Raw genomic sequence first — 17653 nt, 5'->3', positions numbered from 1 at the left:
CCCGTCAGAACCGCTCGAGCAGCCGTTCGAGATAGGCGCGCTCTTCCGGCGTGATGGTTCCGTCCGAGAGACGCTTGCGCAGCTCATCCAGCACGTCGCGTGCGCGGGGACGATCCCAGCCGTCCGGCGTTTCGACGCCGCGGCCGTAGGACTGGCCGGTCGGTCGGCCCAAGGGGTCGAGCGCCGGTCCGTCGCGGCTCTCGCCTTCGCCCGGCCCTTCGCGCGCCTGGCGGGCTTCGGCTTCGGCGAGCGCTTCGGCCCCGTCGCGCATGGCCGCGACGGCGCGCTCCATGGCGGAAGAGGCGGCGTCGAAATTCCCGCTGCGCAGGGCTTCCTCGGCGCGCCCCATCTCGTCTTGCGCGTAGCGCAGCGCGCGGGCCCCGCGGCCTTGCGGGTCGGCGGTCTCGCCCGCGGCGCTGAGTTGATCGAGCAGGCTGGAAAGGTCGTCTGACAGGCCGCGCTGCTCGCGCGCAAGGTCGTCGCCGCGCGCGCCGGGCTCTCGGCCGCGCTCGAAAGAGCGGTTGGCGAGATCGCGTTGTCGGCCGATGAGATCGCCGGCCTGGCCGGCCGGACCGCTCTCGCCAGGCGCGCCTTGACCACGGCCTGCGCCCTGCCCGCCGGCACCGCGGCCGGCGAGGCGTAAATTGTCCAGAATCTGCTCTAGATCGCTGAGCGCCTGGCGGGCGGCGTTGCGCGCGCCCGACTCCGAAAGATCGCGGATCGCGTCGAGCATCTGGTCGAGGTCGTCCGTACTCAGCATTTCATCCGTAGGCGGCGCATCGTCTGAGAACTGTCGGCCGGATTGCGCCAGCGCTTGCAGGTATTGCTGCAACGCCTCGCGCATCTCCTCTACGAGGCGGGCGATTTCGGCGTCACTCGCGCCGGATTCGAGCGCGGCGCGCAGCGCGTCGCGGGCGGCTTCTAGGCGGCGTCGGGCGAGCTCTAGCGCCTCGTCTTCGAGCTGCAGGGCGAGCGGCCAGAAATCCTCCACTGTTTTGGCGAGGTCCTCTCCCTTCTTCCTCATCACCCGCCAAAAGGCCGTGCGCAGCAGTAAATAGTCCGTCGCCTCGTCGTAGAACGCCTCCGGCGCGAAGGTCAGCGCGTCGAAGGCCCTGCCTGCCCGATGCCATGCGGATGCCGATACGGCGAGTGTTTGGCGCTGCTCGATGACGGCGCGGGCGAGCGGATTGAAGAATGGCCGCGCGGGCAGCCGAAACGAGATTTCCTCCGTTTCGCCTGTCTGGCCGGCGCCGTCGGTCACGACAAGACGGCCGATGACGGCGAGCCCGGCCCAGGGATCGGCTTGCAGGTCGAGATCGAAGCGCCGTTCGCTGCCCGCGCCGGAGAGGCCGTCAAGCTTTATGATCCTCTCTGCACGGATCGAAGCCGGATCGAAATCCGGCGCGTCGAGAGGGCGGTCCTGATCCGGGTCCAGCCGCAGATGCAGCGCGGCCGAGGCGATCCCGTAGTCGTCTTCGACGCGCAGGGCCAAGGCGAGGCGCGCATCGTCGGTCGTCGCCGGCGTTTCCAGAAACGCCGCTTCAGGCGGGGAATCAGGAATGATCCCGATCGGCCAGCGACCCTCCGCGCCGGCGATGCGCAGTCGCAAGAGACCGCTCTCGTCGAGACGGAGCATGGATCTTCCGGCGCCTGCGTCCAGCGCGGCTTCCCCCTTCAACGTCTCGGCTCGCGTTTCGAAGATCAGCCGATGGCGGCGCGCGCCTGGCGCCTGCAAAACGGCGACGGCGCCCTCAGGCGCATCGATTTGGGCGCGATCGCCTGCGAGACGCTCGCCCGCCCGCAATAGATAAACGGGCGCCTTGCCGGTATAGGCCGGCGGTTCGATCCAGAGATCCGCCAGGGCCGCGCCGCCTTTCAGCGCTGCGCTTGGCGTGAACGCGCCGATAAGGCGCACGTTGCGATCCGGTCCAGCGGCCACAAGCGCCACGGCGAGCACCCCCAAGGCCGCATAGCGCAGAGACCAGGGATCGCGCTCGTCGGCGGTCGCGCGCGGGCCGTAAAGTCGCGCCGCCCGGGCCCGGCGCGCCATGTCGGCTAGATGCGCCCGCCAGAGCGCGCGCGCCGCATCGCCGTCGAACGGCCGGTCTTCGAGGGCCTGCAGCGGCGCGTGGCGCAGCCGGCCGTCCGCCTCGATTCTGGCCAGGGCCTCACGCCGCGACGGCCATGCGATCTCCCGTCCATAACGGAGGAAGGCGGCGACGCTCGCGGCGCCCGCCGCCGCGAGGCTCATCCAGTGGAACCAGACAGGCGCATGGGCGAAAAGGCCGAACAGGCTTGCGACCACGATCAGGAAGAACGGCGCGGCGAGCAGAAGCAGCGCCGGCCACAGCCGCTCCCAGAAAAGCACGAGACGCGCGGCGAAGGCCGTCGCAGGGCCTGGCTCGGACGTTTCTCTAACGCGCGCGAGCTTCTCGGCGGCGCGCGCGCGCTGTTTCAATTCGATCGTCATGCTTTTTGCAGTTTATCCTGCGCGCGGCCGGGCGTCGATGCGCCGGGCGCGCGGTTTATGGACGATCAAGGGCGATCCGGCGCGCGCGGGCGCGTCTCGGGGCGTCGTAGGGTTAACAGGAGCGCGTTCTGGTTCTCTTGTTTCTATCCGAGAAGCGCCGACGGCGGCTCGTGCGCGAGGCGGCCCGTTCACGTGGGGAAGTCGACAATCTGCGGCTCGCCTGGGCGAGCGTCGCGCTCTACAATCTGGTGGCGCTGTTCGACATCGTCTCGACCGTGATGGCGATCGGCGCCGGCGCCGGCGAAGAGGCTAATCCCTTCATGCGCGCCGCGATGGAGAATCTCGGCCCCGGCTGGATCGGCGCGAAGGTCGCCCTTCAGGCCGTGATATCGGGCATGGTGATCTGGTTCCCCCACCGCATCGTGCTCGGCATTTTCACCGTGGCGCTGTTGTTCAACGCCGCCATCGTCATCAACAATTTCCGCATCGTGTACGGATTTTAAGTCCGGCGCTTTAGCCCTCAAGGGCGGCGCGAACGGCCCTCGCGGCGTCGGCGATGGCTTCTTCGGCCACGGATGAAAACGCCGTGAAGGAGAAAAAGCCGTGTATTTGGTCCGGGTACTCCTTGTAATCGGCGCGCACTCCGGCGGCGTTGAGCGCTTCGGCGTAGGCCAGCCCCTCATCGCGCAGGGGATCGAATCCCGCCGTGACGATCAGCGCGGGCGGCAGCCCTTCCGGAACCGGGGCGTCGAGCGGGGAAATGCGTTCGTCGGTCGGATCGTAGGCCGAGCCCAGATAATGGCCGTGGAACCAGTCCATCGACTCCTTGGTGAGAAAATAGCCTTCGGCGAACTTCTCCCGCGAGGGGGTTGTGCGCGACTGCTGCGTGACCGGATAGATAAGAAGCTGAAACCTCAGCGAGGGCCCGCCGTTGCGGCAGGCAAGGCGGGCGGCGACCGTCGCCAGATTCGCGCCTGCGGAATCCCCGCCGACGGCGATCCGCAGCGGGTCCGCGCCGAAGCGCGCCGCTTCCCGCGCGACGCAGGCGGTCGCGGCGCAGGCGTCCTCGACCGCGGCCGGAAAGGGATGTTCCGGCGCCAGGCGATAATCGACGGCGATCACGCGGAAGCCGCCGTGATGCGCGAGTCGCCGGCACAGGGGATCGTGGCTTTCGAGATCGCCGTAGCAGAACCCGCCGCCGTGGAAATAGACGAGCGTCGGGCGCGCCGCGCCTTCGGCGACATCGTAAAGGCGCGCCTTCAGCGTCCCGGCGCCGCCGTCGACCTCGATATCTTGGATGATCGGCAGCTCGGGCGAGGTCGGATTGATGAGAGGCCGGCCGCGCTCGCGGCGGGCGCGGAACTCCTCGACCGTTTGCCGGCTGAGCGGGGGCTCGTCCAGCGCGGCCATCATGTCGAGAAGCGTGCGGGTCTTGGAATCGACGTCGGGCATGGCCGAACCCTGCGCGCCCCGGCGGGCGGAGGCAAGTCCCGGCGGCAGTTGCGGTGGGCTGCGGGACTTGCGATGAAACCCGCTCTGATTACGCAAGAGCGACGAGGATACGCGTGAGCGTCTGGCTGAATGGCGACTGGCGCGAAAGCGCCGGCGCGATCGACGCCGCGGACCGGGGGTTCCTTCTCGGCGATGGCGCGTTCGAGACTATTTATGTTTCACACGGACTATGTGCGTTCTGGCCGGAGCACGCGGCGCGGTTGAGATGCGGTCTTGCGACGCTGCGCATTCCGGCGCCCCCGGCGCTCGACGCCGTGCCCGCGATCATCGCCGAGCTGTCTCGGCGCGAAGGCCTGGCGGAAAGGTCCGCTGCAGCGCGCGTGACGGTCAGCCGCGGGTCGGGACCGCGCGGGCTCTTTCCCCCGCAGACGGCCTCGCCGACCATGCTTGTTTCGCTGAGCGCGTGTGAAGCGCCGCGCGGACCTGCGCGGCTCGTCGCATCCGAACGCCGGCGCTTTTCGGCGGCGGTTGCGAGCAGGTTCAAGGCCATCGGCGGCTATATCGATAACATGCTCGCCCTCGACGCGGCGCGGCGCGCCGGCGCCGACGATGCGATCCTGCTTAACGAGAGGGGTGCGGTCGCCTGCGCGACGTCGGCCAATATTTTCGTCATCAGCGCTGATGGCGCGCTCGTGACGCCGCGGATCGAGGACGGCGCCATGCCTGGCGTCGTGCGCGGGCTGGTTCTCGCCGCCGCGCCGGCGGTCGGCCTTGTGGCTGCAGAGAAGGAGATAAGCCTTGACGCTGTGGCCGGCGGATTCGTCTTTCTCACCAACAGTCTGATCGGGTTGCGCGCGGCGCGGCTGAAGGATGCGCCGCCGCCTTCGAAAGGAGAAGAGAGCTTCCGCGCCCTGCGGTCATGCTATCAACGCCGCCTGGACGAGTCGTTGACCCGGAAAGGTCCAGCATGAAGGCGTTCGTCATACCGCGTGAGCGGATTGCGCGAATCATCGCAGCCCTTGCGGCCGAAGAACTCGGCGCGCGCTTCAAGCGGCATGTGGATTTTCTCACTCTTGCGGGCTGGAGCGAGGAAACGCCCCTGGGGGCGGGAGGGCTGGCGTTGTCGAAATCCGAACGCGCGGCCTGCGCGCGCCGAGCGGCGGACTTCTTCGGCCTTGATCCCGTCTTGATCGATGCGGCCGGCGCCGAGCGCCTCGCCGACTGGGCGCGCGCCGCCGAGGACGGCGCGACCCGGTCGCTCACCGTCATGCGCTTTACGCCCGCCGGCCGTGACAGCGAGCGCGAGGCGTGCGCGCATCCCGCAGACGAGGTGTTTGCAGACGCCGCGGCGGCAGCGAATCTGCTTTACGGTCGGCGTCGCATGATTTCGCTCGTGGCGCCGCACGGGCTTCTGGGCTTCTCGACGACGGTGCTCACGCCAAATCTCTTGCGGATTCCATGCCTCGACGCGCGCGGTCTTTCTCCCGACGCGCTCGGCGAAACGCTTGCTTTCGGCGATGTCCTCGTGGCGACGCCGACATTGTGGCGTTATGTCATCAGGGAAGGAGTCCTCGCGCCCGACAACGCGATGGGCGTGTCATTCGGCGAACCGATGACGTCCGACCTGGCGGCGGAGATGCGCAAGGCCGGGTTCGGCGCCATTCGCGAATTTTACGGCTCGACCGAAACCGGGCTCGTCGCCTGGCGCGATTCTCCTGACGAGGCCTTCATCCTGTTCGATTGCTGGCGTCGCGATGGAGAGAAAATGTTGCGCCGCTCCCCCTCCGGCGCGGTTCGTCGGGTCAAGGCCATGGACATTTTGCATTGGGAGAGCGAACGCAGCTTTCGGCTTGGCGGGCGGCGCGACGGGGCGGTGCAAGTAGGCGCCGTCAATGTCTTTCCCGATCGGATCGCCGAGACGATCAGCCGCCATCGGTTTGTCGAGAGCTGCGAGGTCAGCGCCGACGGGCGTCCAGGCGGGATCACCCGCCTTATTGCGCATATCAGGCTTAACGCTGAAATTCCGCCGACCGAGCAGACTGCGCGAGAGATAGACGCCTGGTGTCGCACGCAGCTCGGGTCGCATGAGCGCCCACGCATCTATCACTTCGAGGCTGAGCCGTTGAGAAGGGACGATGAGCCTTCGGCTTAAAGACGCGCCGTTCTCTCGAACGCGCTTATTGATTGCCGCCTTGCTGCTTTTGGGCGACCTGGCTGGCGACCTGCGTGAACGATTCGTTTCCGTCGCCGACCGTAATGGTCGCGTCGCATTCCGTCGTGCAGTTGTAGGTCGTGCGCTGCGCGCCGCGATGGAAAGTCAGCATGCCGCTCGTATTAGAACGAACGCGGATGACGAGCGTTTCGATCGCTTCGCCCTTTTCATCGAAAATGATCATGTTCGTCAGACCCGGCGCCTTGCCGAACAGAAAGATGCGCTTTTTGTCGTGTACGGTCACGTCGGCGATTTCCGGGTTTCCGACGACGATCTGGCCGGCTGGGCGCTCGATCTCGTAGGGGCGAACCTGATCCATGGTGAGCCAGATCTGTCCGGCGCGCGCGGGAGCGACAGCCAGACACAAAATGGCGGCGGCGGCGATGAGCGTGCGCATGAGCGGCGATCCTGTATTCTGCGGCCTCACGCTAGCGCCCGCGGGTCAATGAAGGCTTAACGCAGGGTCGAGAAACCCTCCGCATCGTCGCAATTTTACCTTTTACCGGACTTTAAGCTGCACGGGCGCATAGTAAGGCGCTGGAGAGCGCGCCATGTCGGCTACGCCGTTGCCTTCATCTTCTCAGGGCGAGGATCTCGCCGCCGCATTGGCGGCGGCGTCGCCTTTCGCCGATCTGCCTCCGGCCGTCGTAAAAGCCGTCGCCGAGATCTCGCAAGCCCGTTTCTATAATGCGGGCGAAGCCGTATTTTCTCTCGGCCAATATGACGGGGACGAATTTTTTCTGGTGAAATCCGGCAGGCTGAAAGCGGCTTCCGCCGATCCTGAATCGGGGGCGCTTCTGATCGACGAGCTTCCGGCGGGGGAGTTCTTCGGTTTGGCCGAAGCCGTCGTCGGCGAGGAGACCGCCGCCGGCGGGCGGCATTTGACCCTCACGGCCGAGATCGACTCGACCGTCGTGGCTATCGACGCGGCCGGCTTTCGCGCCGTGGTCGCGCAGCGCCCCTCGCTCACGCGCAATCTCATGCTGTATTTCGCCCGCGCGCTCGCTGCGACCGCCCAAGCAGGCCCCGTTCAGGACAGCGCGCCGGAGCGACGGGTCTTTGCGGCGCTTCTTGAATATGTGGAGCGCGACGCAGTGAGCGGCCTCTGGCGCATTCCGCGCATGCCCCGCCATCGCGAGCTTGCCGAAAAGGCCGGGGCGGACGAGGCCGCAACCGCCGGCGCGATCGCCCTGCTCATTCAGGAAGGCGTGGCGCGCCGCGATTATCCGGGGCTCATCATTGACGACATCGCTGAATTGAACCGTCTGGCGAGCTGATCGCTGACCGGCTTGGGCGTATCACAAGACGCCGCATCACGCGTTCGTGATGCGGCGGGCCTGATGGGCGCGGCTCAGTTATTGCAATTAATAATTATTATCATATATTGATGACAAGGTTCCATTCCGCCAGATCTGCGGAGGGAGACCCCGGAGGAAAAACGCCATGGCTTTCGCCAGCTCAAAAACGCTGACCTACGGGATCATGCATTTTCTTGTCGCGGTCGCGGTGACTTTCGCCGTCACCGGAAGTTGGGTCGCCGCGATGGGCGTGGGATTGATCGAACCCCTCATCCAAACCGCCTTCTATAATCTGCATGAGCGCCTCTGGACGCGTCTTGAAGCGCGCTCCCGCCAAGCGAGGGGCGTTCAGGCTTATGCGCCGCAAGAAGCCGCAGACTCGCCGTCGGCGCCGTTTTCGCCCGCCCCTGTCGAGACCACGACCATGGCCGCGCGCAGCACGCGGTCGCCGATCACGAAGCCTGGCTGGGCGACGTCGAGCACATGGCCCGCCGGCGTTTCGCCCGGCGCTTGCGCGACGGCCTGATGCAGATGCGGGTCGAATTTCTCGCCCTTGGGATTGATGCGCCGCACGCCATGCCGTTCGAACGTTGCGATAAGCTCCCGATCAGTCATCTTGAGCCCTTCGAGAAAGGCCGCGAACGCTTCGGCCGGCACGGCGTCGTCCGCAGACGGCGCAGCGGCGAGCGCGCGCTCGAAATTGTCCGCCACGGTCAGCAAATCCCGCGCGAAGCCGGCGATGGCGTAGCGCGCGATGTCGGCCTTTTCCCGCTCGGCCCGGCGGCGCGTATTCTCAAGCTCGGCGGCGAGCCGAAGCACCTTGTCGTTCAGCTCTGCGAGGGCGTTGCGCAGCGTCTCAGGGTCTTCGGCCGCCGCTTCGGTCGGCTCGCCGGCGCCGTTCGGGGACGCGCCCTGCGACGCCGTTTCCTCTACGGGCTCGCCGGGGCGCTGGCCTTCGTTCGGCGGATAATCCTTATCGCCTGTCATGGTTTTCGAAATATCCATCTTTCAACCTGAGGTCGGCCCGCATGTACGCGCGAGGGGGCGTCATTTCAACAGGCGCGAGACGACCTCGGCGGTGTAGTCCACGATGGGAATGACCCGGGCGTAGTTGAGTCGCGTCGGGCCGATCACGCCGAGAACGCCCACGATGCGCCGGTTCTGGTCGCGGTAAGGCGCGACGATCACCGAGGAACCCGAGAGCGAGAAAAGCCGGTTTTCCGAGCCGATAAAGATTTTCACCCCTTCGCCGTCGCGGGCGGCGTTGATAAGGTCGATCACGTCGCGCTTGCGTTCGAGGTCATCGAACAGCATGCGCACGCGCTCAAGGTCTTCCTGGGAGGCGTCGTCAAGCAGATTGGCGCGTCCGCGCACGATCAGCGAGGAGCGCTCGCCGCCGGCGATTTCGGCGACGCCTTCCTGAACGAGCCTGGATGTGAGGGCGTCGAGCGCGGCCTGGTGGTTCTCGATCTCACGCAGAATCTCTTCGCGGGTCTCGCTGATGGTGCGCCCGCGCAGCCGCTCCGACAAATAGTTGCCGGCGTAGATCAGCGCCGAGCCGGGCAGGCCGTCGGGCAGCGTGATAATGCGGTTCTCGACCCGGCCGTCCTCGAAGACGAGAATGACGAGCGCCTGACCGGGCGAGATCGAAACGAATTCGATATGGCGCAGCGGCGCTTCGGTCTTGGGCGCGAGCACCAGACTCGCCGTATGAGTGAGGCCCGAAAGCTTCGCCGCGGCCTTCTCGAGCACCGTGTCGCCTTCCGCGCCGACCGGGCCGGAATCGATCTCGCGACGGTCCTCTTCCGTGAGATCGCTGACCTGCATCAAGCTATCCACGAACAGTCGAAGGCCCCGCTCGGTCGGCAGCCGTCCGGCTGAAATATGGGGGGCATGGAGAAGGCCGAGATCGGTCAGATCGGCCATCACGTTGCGGATGGTCGCGGCAGACAGCCCCAACCCGGAGGATTGGCTAAGCGTGCGCGAGCCCACCGGCTCGCCGGTGCGCAAATATTCTTCCACGAGATCGCGAAAAATCTCGCGAGCTCGCGCATCCAGTTCGTTGAGAGCGCTCATGGCGGCGACTTTTATCGTGATTTATGTATGGATTGAACGACGCTGCGCAAGTTATCGGGCGGAAGAGAGGCGTTCGGATTACCGGGCGTCAGGCGCGAAGATATGAGCCGGGCGGGAGTAGACGCGCCCCGCCAACAGGGCGGCCCGGCCTTGCGGATCGTCATAGAAGGCGCGGACTTCCTCGAGAGCCTTGTCCGCGCCGGTCATTTCCTCCGCCGCGGCCATGCGGGTCACGATCAGGATCTGGCGCTGCCAGGCGGTGTCCGTTCCATCCATGCGGGGCGCTTCCACGGTCGCAGCGTGCTGGCCCAGATCGAGGCCGACAAGCGCCGGCCTGGGGCAGTCTTCCGCCGCATGCGCATCGAGCCACCGACCGGCGGCGGCGAGCGCGAGCTCGGCGCGCAGGCGGGCGCGACGTTCGTTACGCGCCCGCGGCCCTTCCTGCGAGGCCGCGCCGGCGATCGCGACCCAGGCCTTGCCGCACAGCAGCGCCCGCGTCTCCCCGTCTGGATCGTCAAGGGGAAAAAGCCTGTCGAGCCGGGTGATCATGCTCGGCGAGCGCCGGTAGTCGCCGTCAAGGATCAGCGGATACATGTATTCCCAATAGACCGGCGCGGCGAAGACCTCGGGCGTGGGCGCAGGCGGGGACGGCGCTGCGACGGGTTCCGGTTCAGGCTCGGGCTCGTCTTCGGGCGGGGGCGGTTCGGGTTCGGGCTCAGACGCAGGTTCGGGTTCGACGATCGCGGCCGGCGGCGGGGCGGCCGCTTCCGCCGTCCGGTTTGCGCAGGCGAAGGCGAGCCAGATCAGCCCGACAGCGAGCAGGAAGAAAAAGGCGGCCGCGCCGACCGAACCGCCTCTGCGGCGGGGCTCTTCCTCGTCTTGCGAATCCGCAAACGCTGCGAAGGCGGCGATGATCGTCAGGAAAGCGGCCGGAATCGCCGTCCAGGCGGCCAGAGCGCACCAGATAGAACCGCCGGCGAAAGCGAGGATGGTCAGAAGATCGGCGAGCCCGCCATCGTGGAATCCCGCAATCAGGCGAGCGGCCAGGACCAGAAGCGCCAGACAGACAAGCGCGGCGACGGCGGCGCGCAAGGACATGCGTCTTCCCCCGACCTTTCTACCCCCACTTCGATCCTAGCAGCCGAGGCGAGGCTTGTGAAACGCCTCCGTGTTCGGTCCGTCTCGACAAGCGCGGATGCGAGGGGTAGGCACGAGACTGGCTCCGGAACGTCCGGCCCCTCTCAACTCAGGATCGTCTCATGCGCCCCTCCGGCCGCTCCTTCAACGAAATGCGCGCCGTCAGCCTCGAGCGCGGCGTCGCCCGCCACGCCGAAGGCTCCTGTCTCGTGAAGTTCGGCGACACCCACGTGCTTTGCACCGCCACGTGGGACGAGACGACGCCGCCTTGGCTGCGCGGGCAGGGCCGCGGCTGGGTCACGGCCGAATACGGCATGCTGCCGCGCTCGACCCATCAAAGGATGAAGCGGGAGGCCAAGGCCGGCCAGTCCGGCCGCTCCCAGGAGATCCAGCGCCTCATAGGGCGTTCCCTGCGCGCCGTCGTCGATCTCAAAGCCCTCGGGGAGCGCCAGATCCTGATCGATTGCGACGTGCTTCAGGCCGACGGCGGCACGCGCACCGCCGCGGTTACAGGCGCCTGGGTGGCGCTCGAGGATTGCTGCCGATGGGCTGTTCGCGACGGGGTGATCGCCGCCAATCCGGTCGTTGATTCGGTGAGCGCGGTCTCCTGCGGCATCGTAAACGGCGCGCCGGCGCTCGATCTCGATTATGCAGAGGATTCGACGGCGCAGACGGATGCGAATTTCGTCATCACCGGCCGCGGCGGACTCGTCGAGATTCAGGCGACGGCGGAAGGAGCGCCGTTCTCCGACGAGCAGTTCGCTGCGCTTCTGTCGCTGGCCAAGGAGGGCTGCGCCGGGCTCGCCGCGCGCCAGAAGGCGGCGTTCGAATAGACTATTTCCAGAACCAGAAACGACGCTGGCGGATCCACAGAGTCAGCATCCATTTCTCGCCGGCGGAGACGGCGGCTCCAGCGTGCTGGCTGTCTTCTATAGGAACGCCCGTTTCATCTGTGTTCTGAAAATACAGCGCGTCGCCCGCGCGCCCGCGGAACGAAAGTCCGAGTCTCGGAAATATCGTCTCGCCGCCTGCGAAGCCGTCATTGAGATAGACGAGCAGGGTATGGGCGCGCTGACCGGCGCGGCGCACTTCTGAATAGTCTTTCTCGTCTTCGGGCAGATAGTCGTGATGGGGCCTGTATTCCTGGCCCGGGCGATAACGCAGCACGCCCATGAGCTCGGAATTGGGCGTAAGCGCGCCGACCGCGTCGCAGAGCTTTTCCCAGATCGCAAAGAGCACGAGGTCGAGATCGACCACGCCGATGGCGCAGCCGTCGGAAGTGCGAAACGATTCCTGGCGCGCGCCGGCGGCCCTGGGATCGACGACCGCCGACGGCGTCAATAGCGGCGCGGCGGCGCAAATGACATAATCGCACTCAAGAGGCGTCAGCGCCTTCTCGTAAGCGACGAGCCGCGGCGCGGTTTCGCGCAGGACTTTCCGCGACGGCGCAGGCGCGTCGTTTTTCTCCAGAAGCGCTGCGATTTCGTTTTCCCTCAAGGCGCGCGGTTGCGTCGCCGTCGCTGCGGGCGGCCCGTGTCGGTCGAGAAGCGGCGCGCCGGCCTGGCGCAGTTGCGACAACGCGCTCTGCGCTTCGGCGTCGGTGAAGATTCCGCCCCGGCGCAAGGCGAGGACCGCCGCGATCCAGTCGCCTTTCAGCGCCGCGGTCCGGAGCAGGATGTCGGCCGCCGCCGCATCCCGTCCAGCCATAATCGCCAGTGCGGCCGCCTCCCGCATCGCGGCGGGATGGCCCCCCGCCGCGGCCTTCGCGAGGAGCGCGCGGGCGCCCCTCCGATCCGTCGCTGCGCCGAGGCCGAGCGTTTTCAGCGCCGCGAGCTGGCGGGCCGCGCCGAGCCCGCCCTTCTCGACCGCTTCCCGAAGCATGTCCGCGGCGCGAACGGGCGCCATATGCGCCGGCGGACCGGACAGCAGCTCGGTCGCCCGCGTGTAGATGGCGCCTGGATGGCCCGAGGCGGCGGCCTTCTCGAGCCATTCCTTCGCGCTGGCGGCATCGCCGGCCTGCGCGAGCATGGCGGCGAGCCGATATTGCGCCGCGGCGTCGCCGGCGTTCGCCCGGGCCCTCAAGGCGTTAATCTCGTTCATGGAGGAATTTGATAGCATCAGGACGCGACTTAAAGACAGACGCCCGCCGGCGTGCCGGGCGAAAAACCGGAGGGACTATGGCGCAGGCGGATCAGTCGGTCGGCGCCCCAGCGAGAGACGGCGACGTCTCGTCGGGAAACGATGGCGACAAGCACATTGTCGAGACGCTGATCGAAGAGCGTGCGACGACGCTCGTCCGTTCCCGCCTGTGGCCGCTTTACCGCGCGATCCTGTATCCGCTGCTGCGCAAGAAGGAGGCGGCGCGCATGGCCGACGCGATCGCGCCTCTGTCAGGTCGCGGCGTGCTCGGTCATGTAAGCGGGATTTTGTCGCTTGACGTCGCTGTGAGCGGACTTGAACACGTGCCCCGACGCGGCGGGGTCATCATCGCCTCGACCCATCCGACCGGGATCGCCGACGGCGTCGCGATGTACGACGCGCTCAAACAGGTGCGCCAGGACGTCATCTTCTTCGCCAATCGTGACGCCATCCGCGTGGCGCCGCGTCTCGCCGAAACGCTCATTCCCGTAGAGTGGGTGGAGGCGAAGCGCACGCGGGCGCGCTCGCGCGAAACCCTCGAAAGCGCGATGAGGGCTTTCGAGAGCGGCGCCTGCGTCGTTCTCTTCGCCTCCGGGCGCATCGCCTATATGGACGAAACACGCGCGCTGCAGGAGCAGCCCTGGCAGCCTTCAGTCGCGATCTTCGCGCGGAAATACCGCTGTCCTGTGGTGCCCGCCGACGTGAAGGCGCGCAATTCATGGCTCTATTACTGGTTCTGGAAGCTGAGCACGGAGCTGCGCGATATCACCTTGTTCAACGAGCTTCTGAACAAGCGCGGCAAGCGCTTCGACATCGCTTTCGGTCCGGCGATCCCGCCCGAAGCGCTTAAAGGCGATCCCCACGAAGTGACCGCAGCGCTGCGCGAGCATGCGTTTCGCCGCATAAGAGCCGGCCTGCCATGGCGGCCGCTTCCGTCATGCGATTCGATTGCGGGCTAATCGTGGCGTGCGATCTTCTCAGCGTCCGGAATTGTAGGTGAGCTCCAGGAACACGTCCTCGAGATCGGCCTCGACCGTGGAAAGATCGCGAACGCGCACGCCGGCGGCGGAAAGGCGCTCAAGAATTTCCGCCACCTGCGCCTTGCTTGGGCGATAGGGAATGGCGAGCCGCCCGTCGGGCTTGAGCTCGGCCTCGAACGGCGCGAGATCCGGCGCGGCGGCCGGGGGGGCCAGGGGCGTGACCATCAGCGTCTTGCGGTCGAGCGAGGCGATAAGCTTGTCCGTCGGCTCGCAGGCGACGACATCGCCGTTATGGATGATGGCGATGCGGTCGCACAGCTCCTGCGCCTCTTCGAGATAGTGCGTAGTCAGAACGATGGTGACGCCGCTTTCATGCAGCTCCAGCACATGATCCCACAGCTGGCGGCGCAACTCGATGTCGACCCCGGCCGTAGGTTCGTCGAGAACCAGAATCGGCGGGGCGTGCACCATCGCCTTCGCGACCAGCAGGCGCCGCTTCATTCCGCCGGACAGCATCCGCACATATGCGTCGGCCTTGTCTTCGAGGCCCAGCGTGCGAAGGATCTCCATCGTGCGCCGCTCGGCTTTCGGCACGCCGAAGAGCCCCGCCTGGATTTCGAGCGCCTCCTTGGGCGTGAAGAAGACGTCGACGTTGATTTCCTGCGGCACGACGCCGATGGAGGCGCGCGCCTGGCGCGGGTTGCGGTCGATGTCGAAGCCCCAGACCGACACCGAGCCTTCGGTCTTGTTCACCAGGCCGGCGAGAATGTTGATGAAGGTCGACTTGCCCGCGCCGTTGGGCCCCAGAAGGCCGAAGATCGACCCGCGCGGGATTTCGAGATCGATCCCTTTGAGCGCCTCCTTGGCGGGGGATTTTTTCGTCGCGGCGTAGGTCTTTTTGAGACCGCGCGCGACGATGGCGCATTCGCGTCTGGCGCCGGCGCGCGCGGGCGCTCCGGCCGGGACAGGCGAAATGTCGGGCTGAAGGTTCATGGGCGCAATATGGGGCCCGCGGCGCGGCGGTCAACGCTTCTGTCGGCGCAGGAGGCCTTGACGGCGCGGACGCCGCCCGCCAATCAGGGCGGACCGTTGAAAGCGGATCGCCCATGACCGCCATGTCCGAAGCCATGTCAGCCAGCGCACAGGCGCGAACGATGTCCGACGAATCGCCCGCCGCTCCTCCGCCGCCGGAGGTGATCTATGTGAAAACCCGCCGCATCGCCTGCGACGGCGGCGGCGCCCTCGGCCATCCGATCGTGTGGTATTCGCTCGAAGACGGCGAAGCCGAATGCGGCTATTGCGACCGGAAATTCGTGTACGATCCGGAAAAGGCTGGAAGCTGATTCGGCTTGCTGCGCCCTTTAGCGCGCCTCCTTTTTCGCTAGCCGCCAGACGTCGCGCGCCTTGGGCGGCGCCGATTGCAAGATGGCGTTGCGGAAGATCCGGCCCATGACGCGCGCCAGCGCGATCGCGAAGGCGAGCATCAGCGCGGTGGCGCCGACGATCTCCCACAGGGGCGGGCCGGCGGCGGCGCGCATCATCGCCGCATAGGGCGTGTAAATCGGAATCCAGGTGAGTATCGAAGCGATCAGGCCGTTCGGATTCTGATAGACCATGAACATGAACGGCAGCGGCAGGAACACTACCAGCATCACCGGGCCCATGAAGCTCTGCGCGTCCTGCAGCGAATTCGACATCGCGCCGATGGCGAGAAAGATCATCGCGAAAATCGCATAGGCGCAGAAGAAATAGAACAGATAGACCCAGATGAGGTGCGAGCCGAACAGCGCGCCGGCCGCTTCGGCGGCGAACTCGTTCCCGCCAGGCGCGACGAACGCCATGACGAGTCCGCCGACGACGAAGATCGCCGGCATCGTAAGGCCGACCGCGGCGATGCCGACGAGCTTGCCCATCATCAACTCGCCCGCAGTGACCGACGACAGCAGCACTTCGACGATCTTGTTCGAGCGTTCCTCGATCGTGTTGGTGAGCAGCAGATTGCCGACGCCGAAAACAACGACCAGCAGCATATATGTCATCATCGCCGGCAGCGAGGTCTCGATGCGGTCGCGCAAGGTGAGCGCGGCTTCGCCGTCGGCCTTGTCGGGTCTGAAAGATTCGAGCGGCGCGTCGATTCCCGCTATCTCCTCAAGCGCCGCCGCTGACAGTCCGTAATCTCCCGCCGCCTCGCGTTGAAGCGCGTAGTCGAGCGCGTCGGCGATCACGCTTTCGAGGGCGGGATCGGTCAGGTTGCGGCTCCAATATTCCGCAGACGGCGCATCCGGCGCGCGCGAGAAGCCAGCCGGGATCAGCACGGCCGCGAAGAGCGGCTCCTTCGCGCCGGGGGGGCGTTTTTCGTCGAGAAGATAGGGTCTCAGTCTCTCAGCCGCATCCGCGAGATTCTTCGCCGCGCGCGCTTCCTCGGGAAGCGGCAAACGCTCGAACTGGCGCCGCGGTTCGATGAAAGCCGGCGCATTCTCGCGCAGATAGGGCGCGAGAGCGGCCGCGGCCGCGTCGAGCCCGGCTGCGAAGAACGCCTCGACGCGCGCATGGTTGGCCGGACCTGGCGCGAAAGGTTCGGGGATCAGCGCGGCTTCCAGTGCTTCCGGCTCCGCCGCCAGCCTTACATAGGCGTCCCACGCCGACAGGATCGCCCGCTTTCGGCGGCGTTCGAGTTCGGCGTCGATGGCGTCTACATAGCGGCCCGTTTCGTCGAATACGACGAAGCTGCGCGCGGGCTTGGCCCGCTCAAGATAGCCGACGGTCGCTCCGACGAAGAGCACGCCGAGGGGAAACAGCACCAGAAACAACAGGAAGCCGCGCGAGAAAATATATTGTCGGTATTCGCGCCAGGCGATCAGCAAGGCAGACTTCATTCGGCCGCCTCCTTCATGGCGCAGGCTTGCTCGTCTTCTTTCTCGCCGGCGAGCGCCACGAAGATATCGTGCAGACTCGCCCCGGCGCGCTCGAAGCTCGAAAGCCGTATGCCCGCCTCGAAAGCGGCCTTCAGCACAAGCTGCGGGTCTGCGCCGCGCTCGAGAACGATTTCATACTCTCGCTCACCGTCCGTCGTCTCGCCAAGAGCGACGATTTCGCGCACGCCGGGCGCGGCGGCGAGCGGGTCGACGGGATCGCGTGTGCGCAGCAGGAGTCGCGGCGGAAAGGCCGCGCGCGCCGCGGCGAGATCGCCCTCGAAGCGCTTGCGCCCGCTGGCGATGATCAGGAAACGATCGCAGAGACGCTCTGCGTGCTGCATGACATGGGTCGAGAAGATGATGGTGCGCCCTTCCGCCTTGAGGTCGCGGATGAGCGCTTCGAGCGTCGTCTGGTTGATGGGATCGAGACCGGAAAAAGGCTCGTCGAGAATGAGCAGCTCCGGCTCATGCGCGATGGTCGCGAGAAGCTGCACCTTCTGCGCCATGCCTTTCGACAGCGCTTCATTCTTGGCCCGTGCGAAGTCTGCGAGACCGAAGCGTTCGAGAAGTTCATGGGCCTTCTTTTTCGCCGCGCGCGCCGGCACTCCGCGCAGATGGGCGAAATAGGCGATGGTCTCGGCGGCGCGCATCTTGCGGTAAAGGCCGCGCTCTTCCGGCAGATAGCCGAGACGATGGCGCACAGGAATCGCCGAGATCGAGTCGAGAACCGTGATGCGGCCCGCCGTCGGCGGAATGATGCCGAGGATCATCCGCAAAGTCGTCGTCTTGCCCGCGCCGTTGGGGCCTAGAAAGCCGAAGATCTCGCCGCGCGCGACTGCGAAGGACAGCCCGTCCACGGCGGCGAGCCCGCCATAGCGCTTGACCACGTTTTCGAGCGACAGAACGGTTTCGGTCATTGGGCGCTTTCGGGCGGCGGATTCTTGCAACAGGCGGATAGCCGGCGGAGCTTAAGA

At 66.4% G+C, this 17653-nt stretch carries 17 protein-coding genes and 1 pseudogene; 8 read left to right on the top strand and 10 right to left on the bottom strand.

Annotated features, from left to right (window positions below):
• Nucleotides 1-4 precede the first annotated feature (4 nt).
• On the bottom strand, nt 5-2470 hold the full coding sequence (locus tag CHB64_RS00950; RefSeq protein ID WP_089410717.1) for a DUF4175 domain-containing protein: 2466 nt from the start codon (nt 2468-2470) through the stop codon (nt 5-7).
• A 137-nt stretch (nt 2471-2607) separates the two neighbouring features.
• On the opposite strand from CHB64_RS00950, the gene CHB64_RS00945 reads away from it, so the two are divergent.
• Nucleotides 2608-2973 carry a DUF5658 family protein gene (locus tag CHB64_RS00945; protein WP_143265911.1) on the top strand — a complete coding sequence of 122 codons (366 nt, stop codon included), beginning with the start codon at nt 2608-2610 and terminating at the stop codon, nt 2971-2973.
• A gap of 10 nt (nt 2974-2983) precedes the next feature.
• Here CHB64_RS00945 and CHB64_RS00940 read toward each other — a convergent pair whose 3' ends face one another.
• A complete protein-coding gene (locus CHB64_RS00940; RefSeq protein WP_089410715.1) occupies nt 2984-3922 on the bottom strand; it encodes an alpha/beta hydrolase in 939 nt (312 codons plus the stop codon).
• A 113-nt stretch (nt 3923-4035) separates the two neighbouring features.
• Here CHB64_RS00940 and CHB64_RS00935 point away from each other — a divergent pair, with 113 nt between their 5' ends.
• Nucleotides 4036-4893 (top strand): aminotransferase class IV, encoded by an 858-nt coding sequence (locus CHB64_RS00935; protein ID WP_159462357.1) that lies wholly within the window; start codon nt 4036-4038, stop codon nt 4891-4893.
• Nucleotides 4890-6074, top strand: coding sequence for an acyl-CoA synthetase family protein (locus CHB64_RS00930; RefSeq protein ID WP_089410713.1), 1185 nt, complete (start codon nt 4890-4892; stop codon nt 6072-6074). Before CHB64_RS00935 ends, CHB64_RS00930 begins: the two co-directional genes overlap by 4 nt.
• A gap of 25 nt (nt 6075-6099) precedes the next feature.
• On the opposite strand, the gene CHB64_RS00925 is transcribed toward CHB64_RS00930, so the two are convergent.
• Entirely contained in the window at nt 6100-6531 is a 432-nt protein-coding gene (locus CHB64_RS00925; RefSeq protein WP_089410712.1) for a pilus assembly protein N-terminal domain-containing protein, read from the bottom strand.
• Between the two features lie 154 nt (nt 6532-6685).
• Here CHB64_RS00925 and CHB64_RS00920 point away from each other — a divergent pair, with 154 nt between their 5' ends.
• Nucleotides 6686-7411, top strand: coding sequence for a Crp/Fnr family transcriptional regulator (locus tag CHB64_RS00920; protein WP_089410711.1), 726 nt, complete (start codon nt 6686-6688; stop codon nt 7409-7411).
• A 166-nt stretch (nt 7412-7577) separates the two neighbouring features.
• Nucleotides 7578-7733 (top strand): annotated as a pseudogene (locus CHB64_RS15705) (DUF2061 domain-containing protein); the annotation flags it as partial.
• A 53-nt stretch (nt 7734-7786) separates the two neighbouring features.
• Here CHB64_RS15705 and CHB64_RS00910 read toward each other — a convergent pair.
• The 3 genes from CHB64_RS00910 to CHB64_RS00900 form a co-directional block, all read right to left on the bottom strand.
• A complete protein-coding gene (locus tag CHB64_RS00910; RefSeq protein WP_089410710.1) occupies nt 7787-8419 on the bottom strand; it encodes a nucleotide exchange factor GrpE in 633 nt (210 codons plus the stop codon).
• A 60-nt stretch (nt 8420-8479) separates the two neighbouring features.
• On the bottom strand, nt 8480-9508 hold the full coding sequence (hrcA, locus tag CHB64_RS00905) for a heat-inducible transcriptional repressor HrcA (RefSeq protein WP_089410709.1): 1029 nt from the start codon (nt 9506-9508) through the stop codon (nt 8480-8482).
• 78 nt (nt 9509-9586) lie between these two features.
• Entirely contained in the window at nt 9587-10606 is a 1020-nt protein-coding gene (locus CHB64_RS00900) for a hypothetical protein (RefSeq protein WP_089410708.1), read from the bottom strand.
• Nucleotides 10607-10767: 161 nt separating this feature from the next.
• On the opposite strand from CHB64_RS00900, the gene rph reads away from it, so the two are divergent.
• Nucleotides 10768-11478 carry a ribonuclease PH gene (rph, locus tag CHB64_RS00895; RefSeq protein ID WP_089410707.1) on the top strand — a complete coding sequence of 237 codons (711 nt, stop codon included), beginning with the start codon at nt 10768-10770 and terminating at the stop codon, nt 11476-11478.
• A 1-nt stretch (nt 11479) separates the two neighbouring features.
• Here the strand turns inward: rph and CHB64_RS00890 are convergent, their stop codons facing one another.
• The gene (locus tag CHB64_RS00890; RefSeq protein ID WP_159462356.1) at nt 11480-12745 is read right to left on the bottom strand and encodes a prolyl hydroxylase family protein; all 1266 of its coding nucleotides are present in this window, start codon (nt 12743-12745) and stop codon (nt 11480-11482) included.
• Nucleotides 12746-12822: 77 nt separating this feature from the next.
• On the opposite strand from CHB64_RS00890, the gene CHB64_RS00885 reads away from it, so the two are divergent.
• Nucleotides 12823-13743, top strand: coding sequence for a 1-acyl-sn-glycerol-3-phosphate acyltransferase (locus CHB64_RS00885; RefSeq protein ID WP_089410705.1), 921 nt, complete (start codon nt 12823-12825; stop codon nt 13741-13743).
• Between the two features lie 18 nt (nt 13744-13761).
• On the opposite strand, the gene CHB64_RS00880 is transcribed toward CHB64_RS00885, so the two are convergent.
• Nucleotides 13762-14757: an ABC transporter ATP-binding protein gene (locus CHB64_RS00880; protein WP_089410704.1), complete on the bottom strand. Its 996-nt coding sequence runs from the start codon at nt 14755-14757 to the stop codon at nt 13762-13764.
• 161 nt (nt 14758-14918) lie between these two features.
• Between CHB64_RS00880 and CHB64_RS00875 the strand changes: the two genes are divergently transcribed.
• Nucleotides 14919-15107, top strand: coding sequence for a zinc-finger domain-containing protein (locus CHB64_RS00875; protein WP_089411413.1), 189 nt, complete (start codon nt 14919-14921; stop codon nt 15105-15107).
• 18 nt (nt 15108-15125) lie between these two features.
• Here CHB64_RS00875 and CHB64_RS00870 read toward each other — a convergent pair whose 3' ends face one another.
• Both CHB64_RS00870 and CHB64_RS00865 read right to left on the bottom strand, forming a co-directional pair.
• The gene (locus tag CHB64_RS00870; RefSeq protein WP_089410703.1) at nt 15126-16640 is read right to left on the bottom strand and encodes an ABC transporter permease; all 1515 of its coding nucleotides are present in this window, start codon (nt 16638-16640) and stop codon (nt 15126-15128) included.
• Nucleotides 16637-17596: an ABC transporter ATP-binding protein gene (locus CHB64_RS00865; RefSeq protein ID WP_089410702.1), complete on the bottom strand. Its 960-nt coding sequence runs from the start codon at nt 17594-17596 to the stop codon at nt 16637-16639. Before CHB64_RS00865 ends, CHB64_RS00870 begins: the two co-directional genes overlap by 4 nt.
• Nucleotides 17597-17653 lie beyond the last annotated feature (57 nt).

Origin of the sequence: Amphiplicatus metriothermophilus (assembly GCF_900199215.1) — a bacterium.
Lineage (GTDB): Bacteria > Pseudomonadota > Alphaproteobacteria > Caulobacterales > Parvularculaceae > Amphiplicatus > Amphiplicatus metriothermophilus.
The sequence above is the reverse complement of the archived record's forward strand: the minus strand, read 5'-3'. Positions and strand labels throughout refer to the sequence as shown.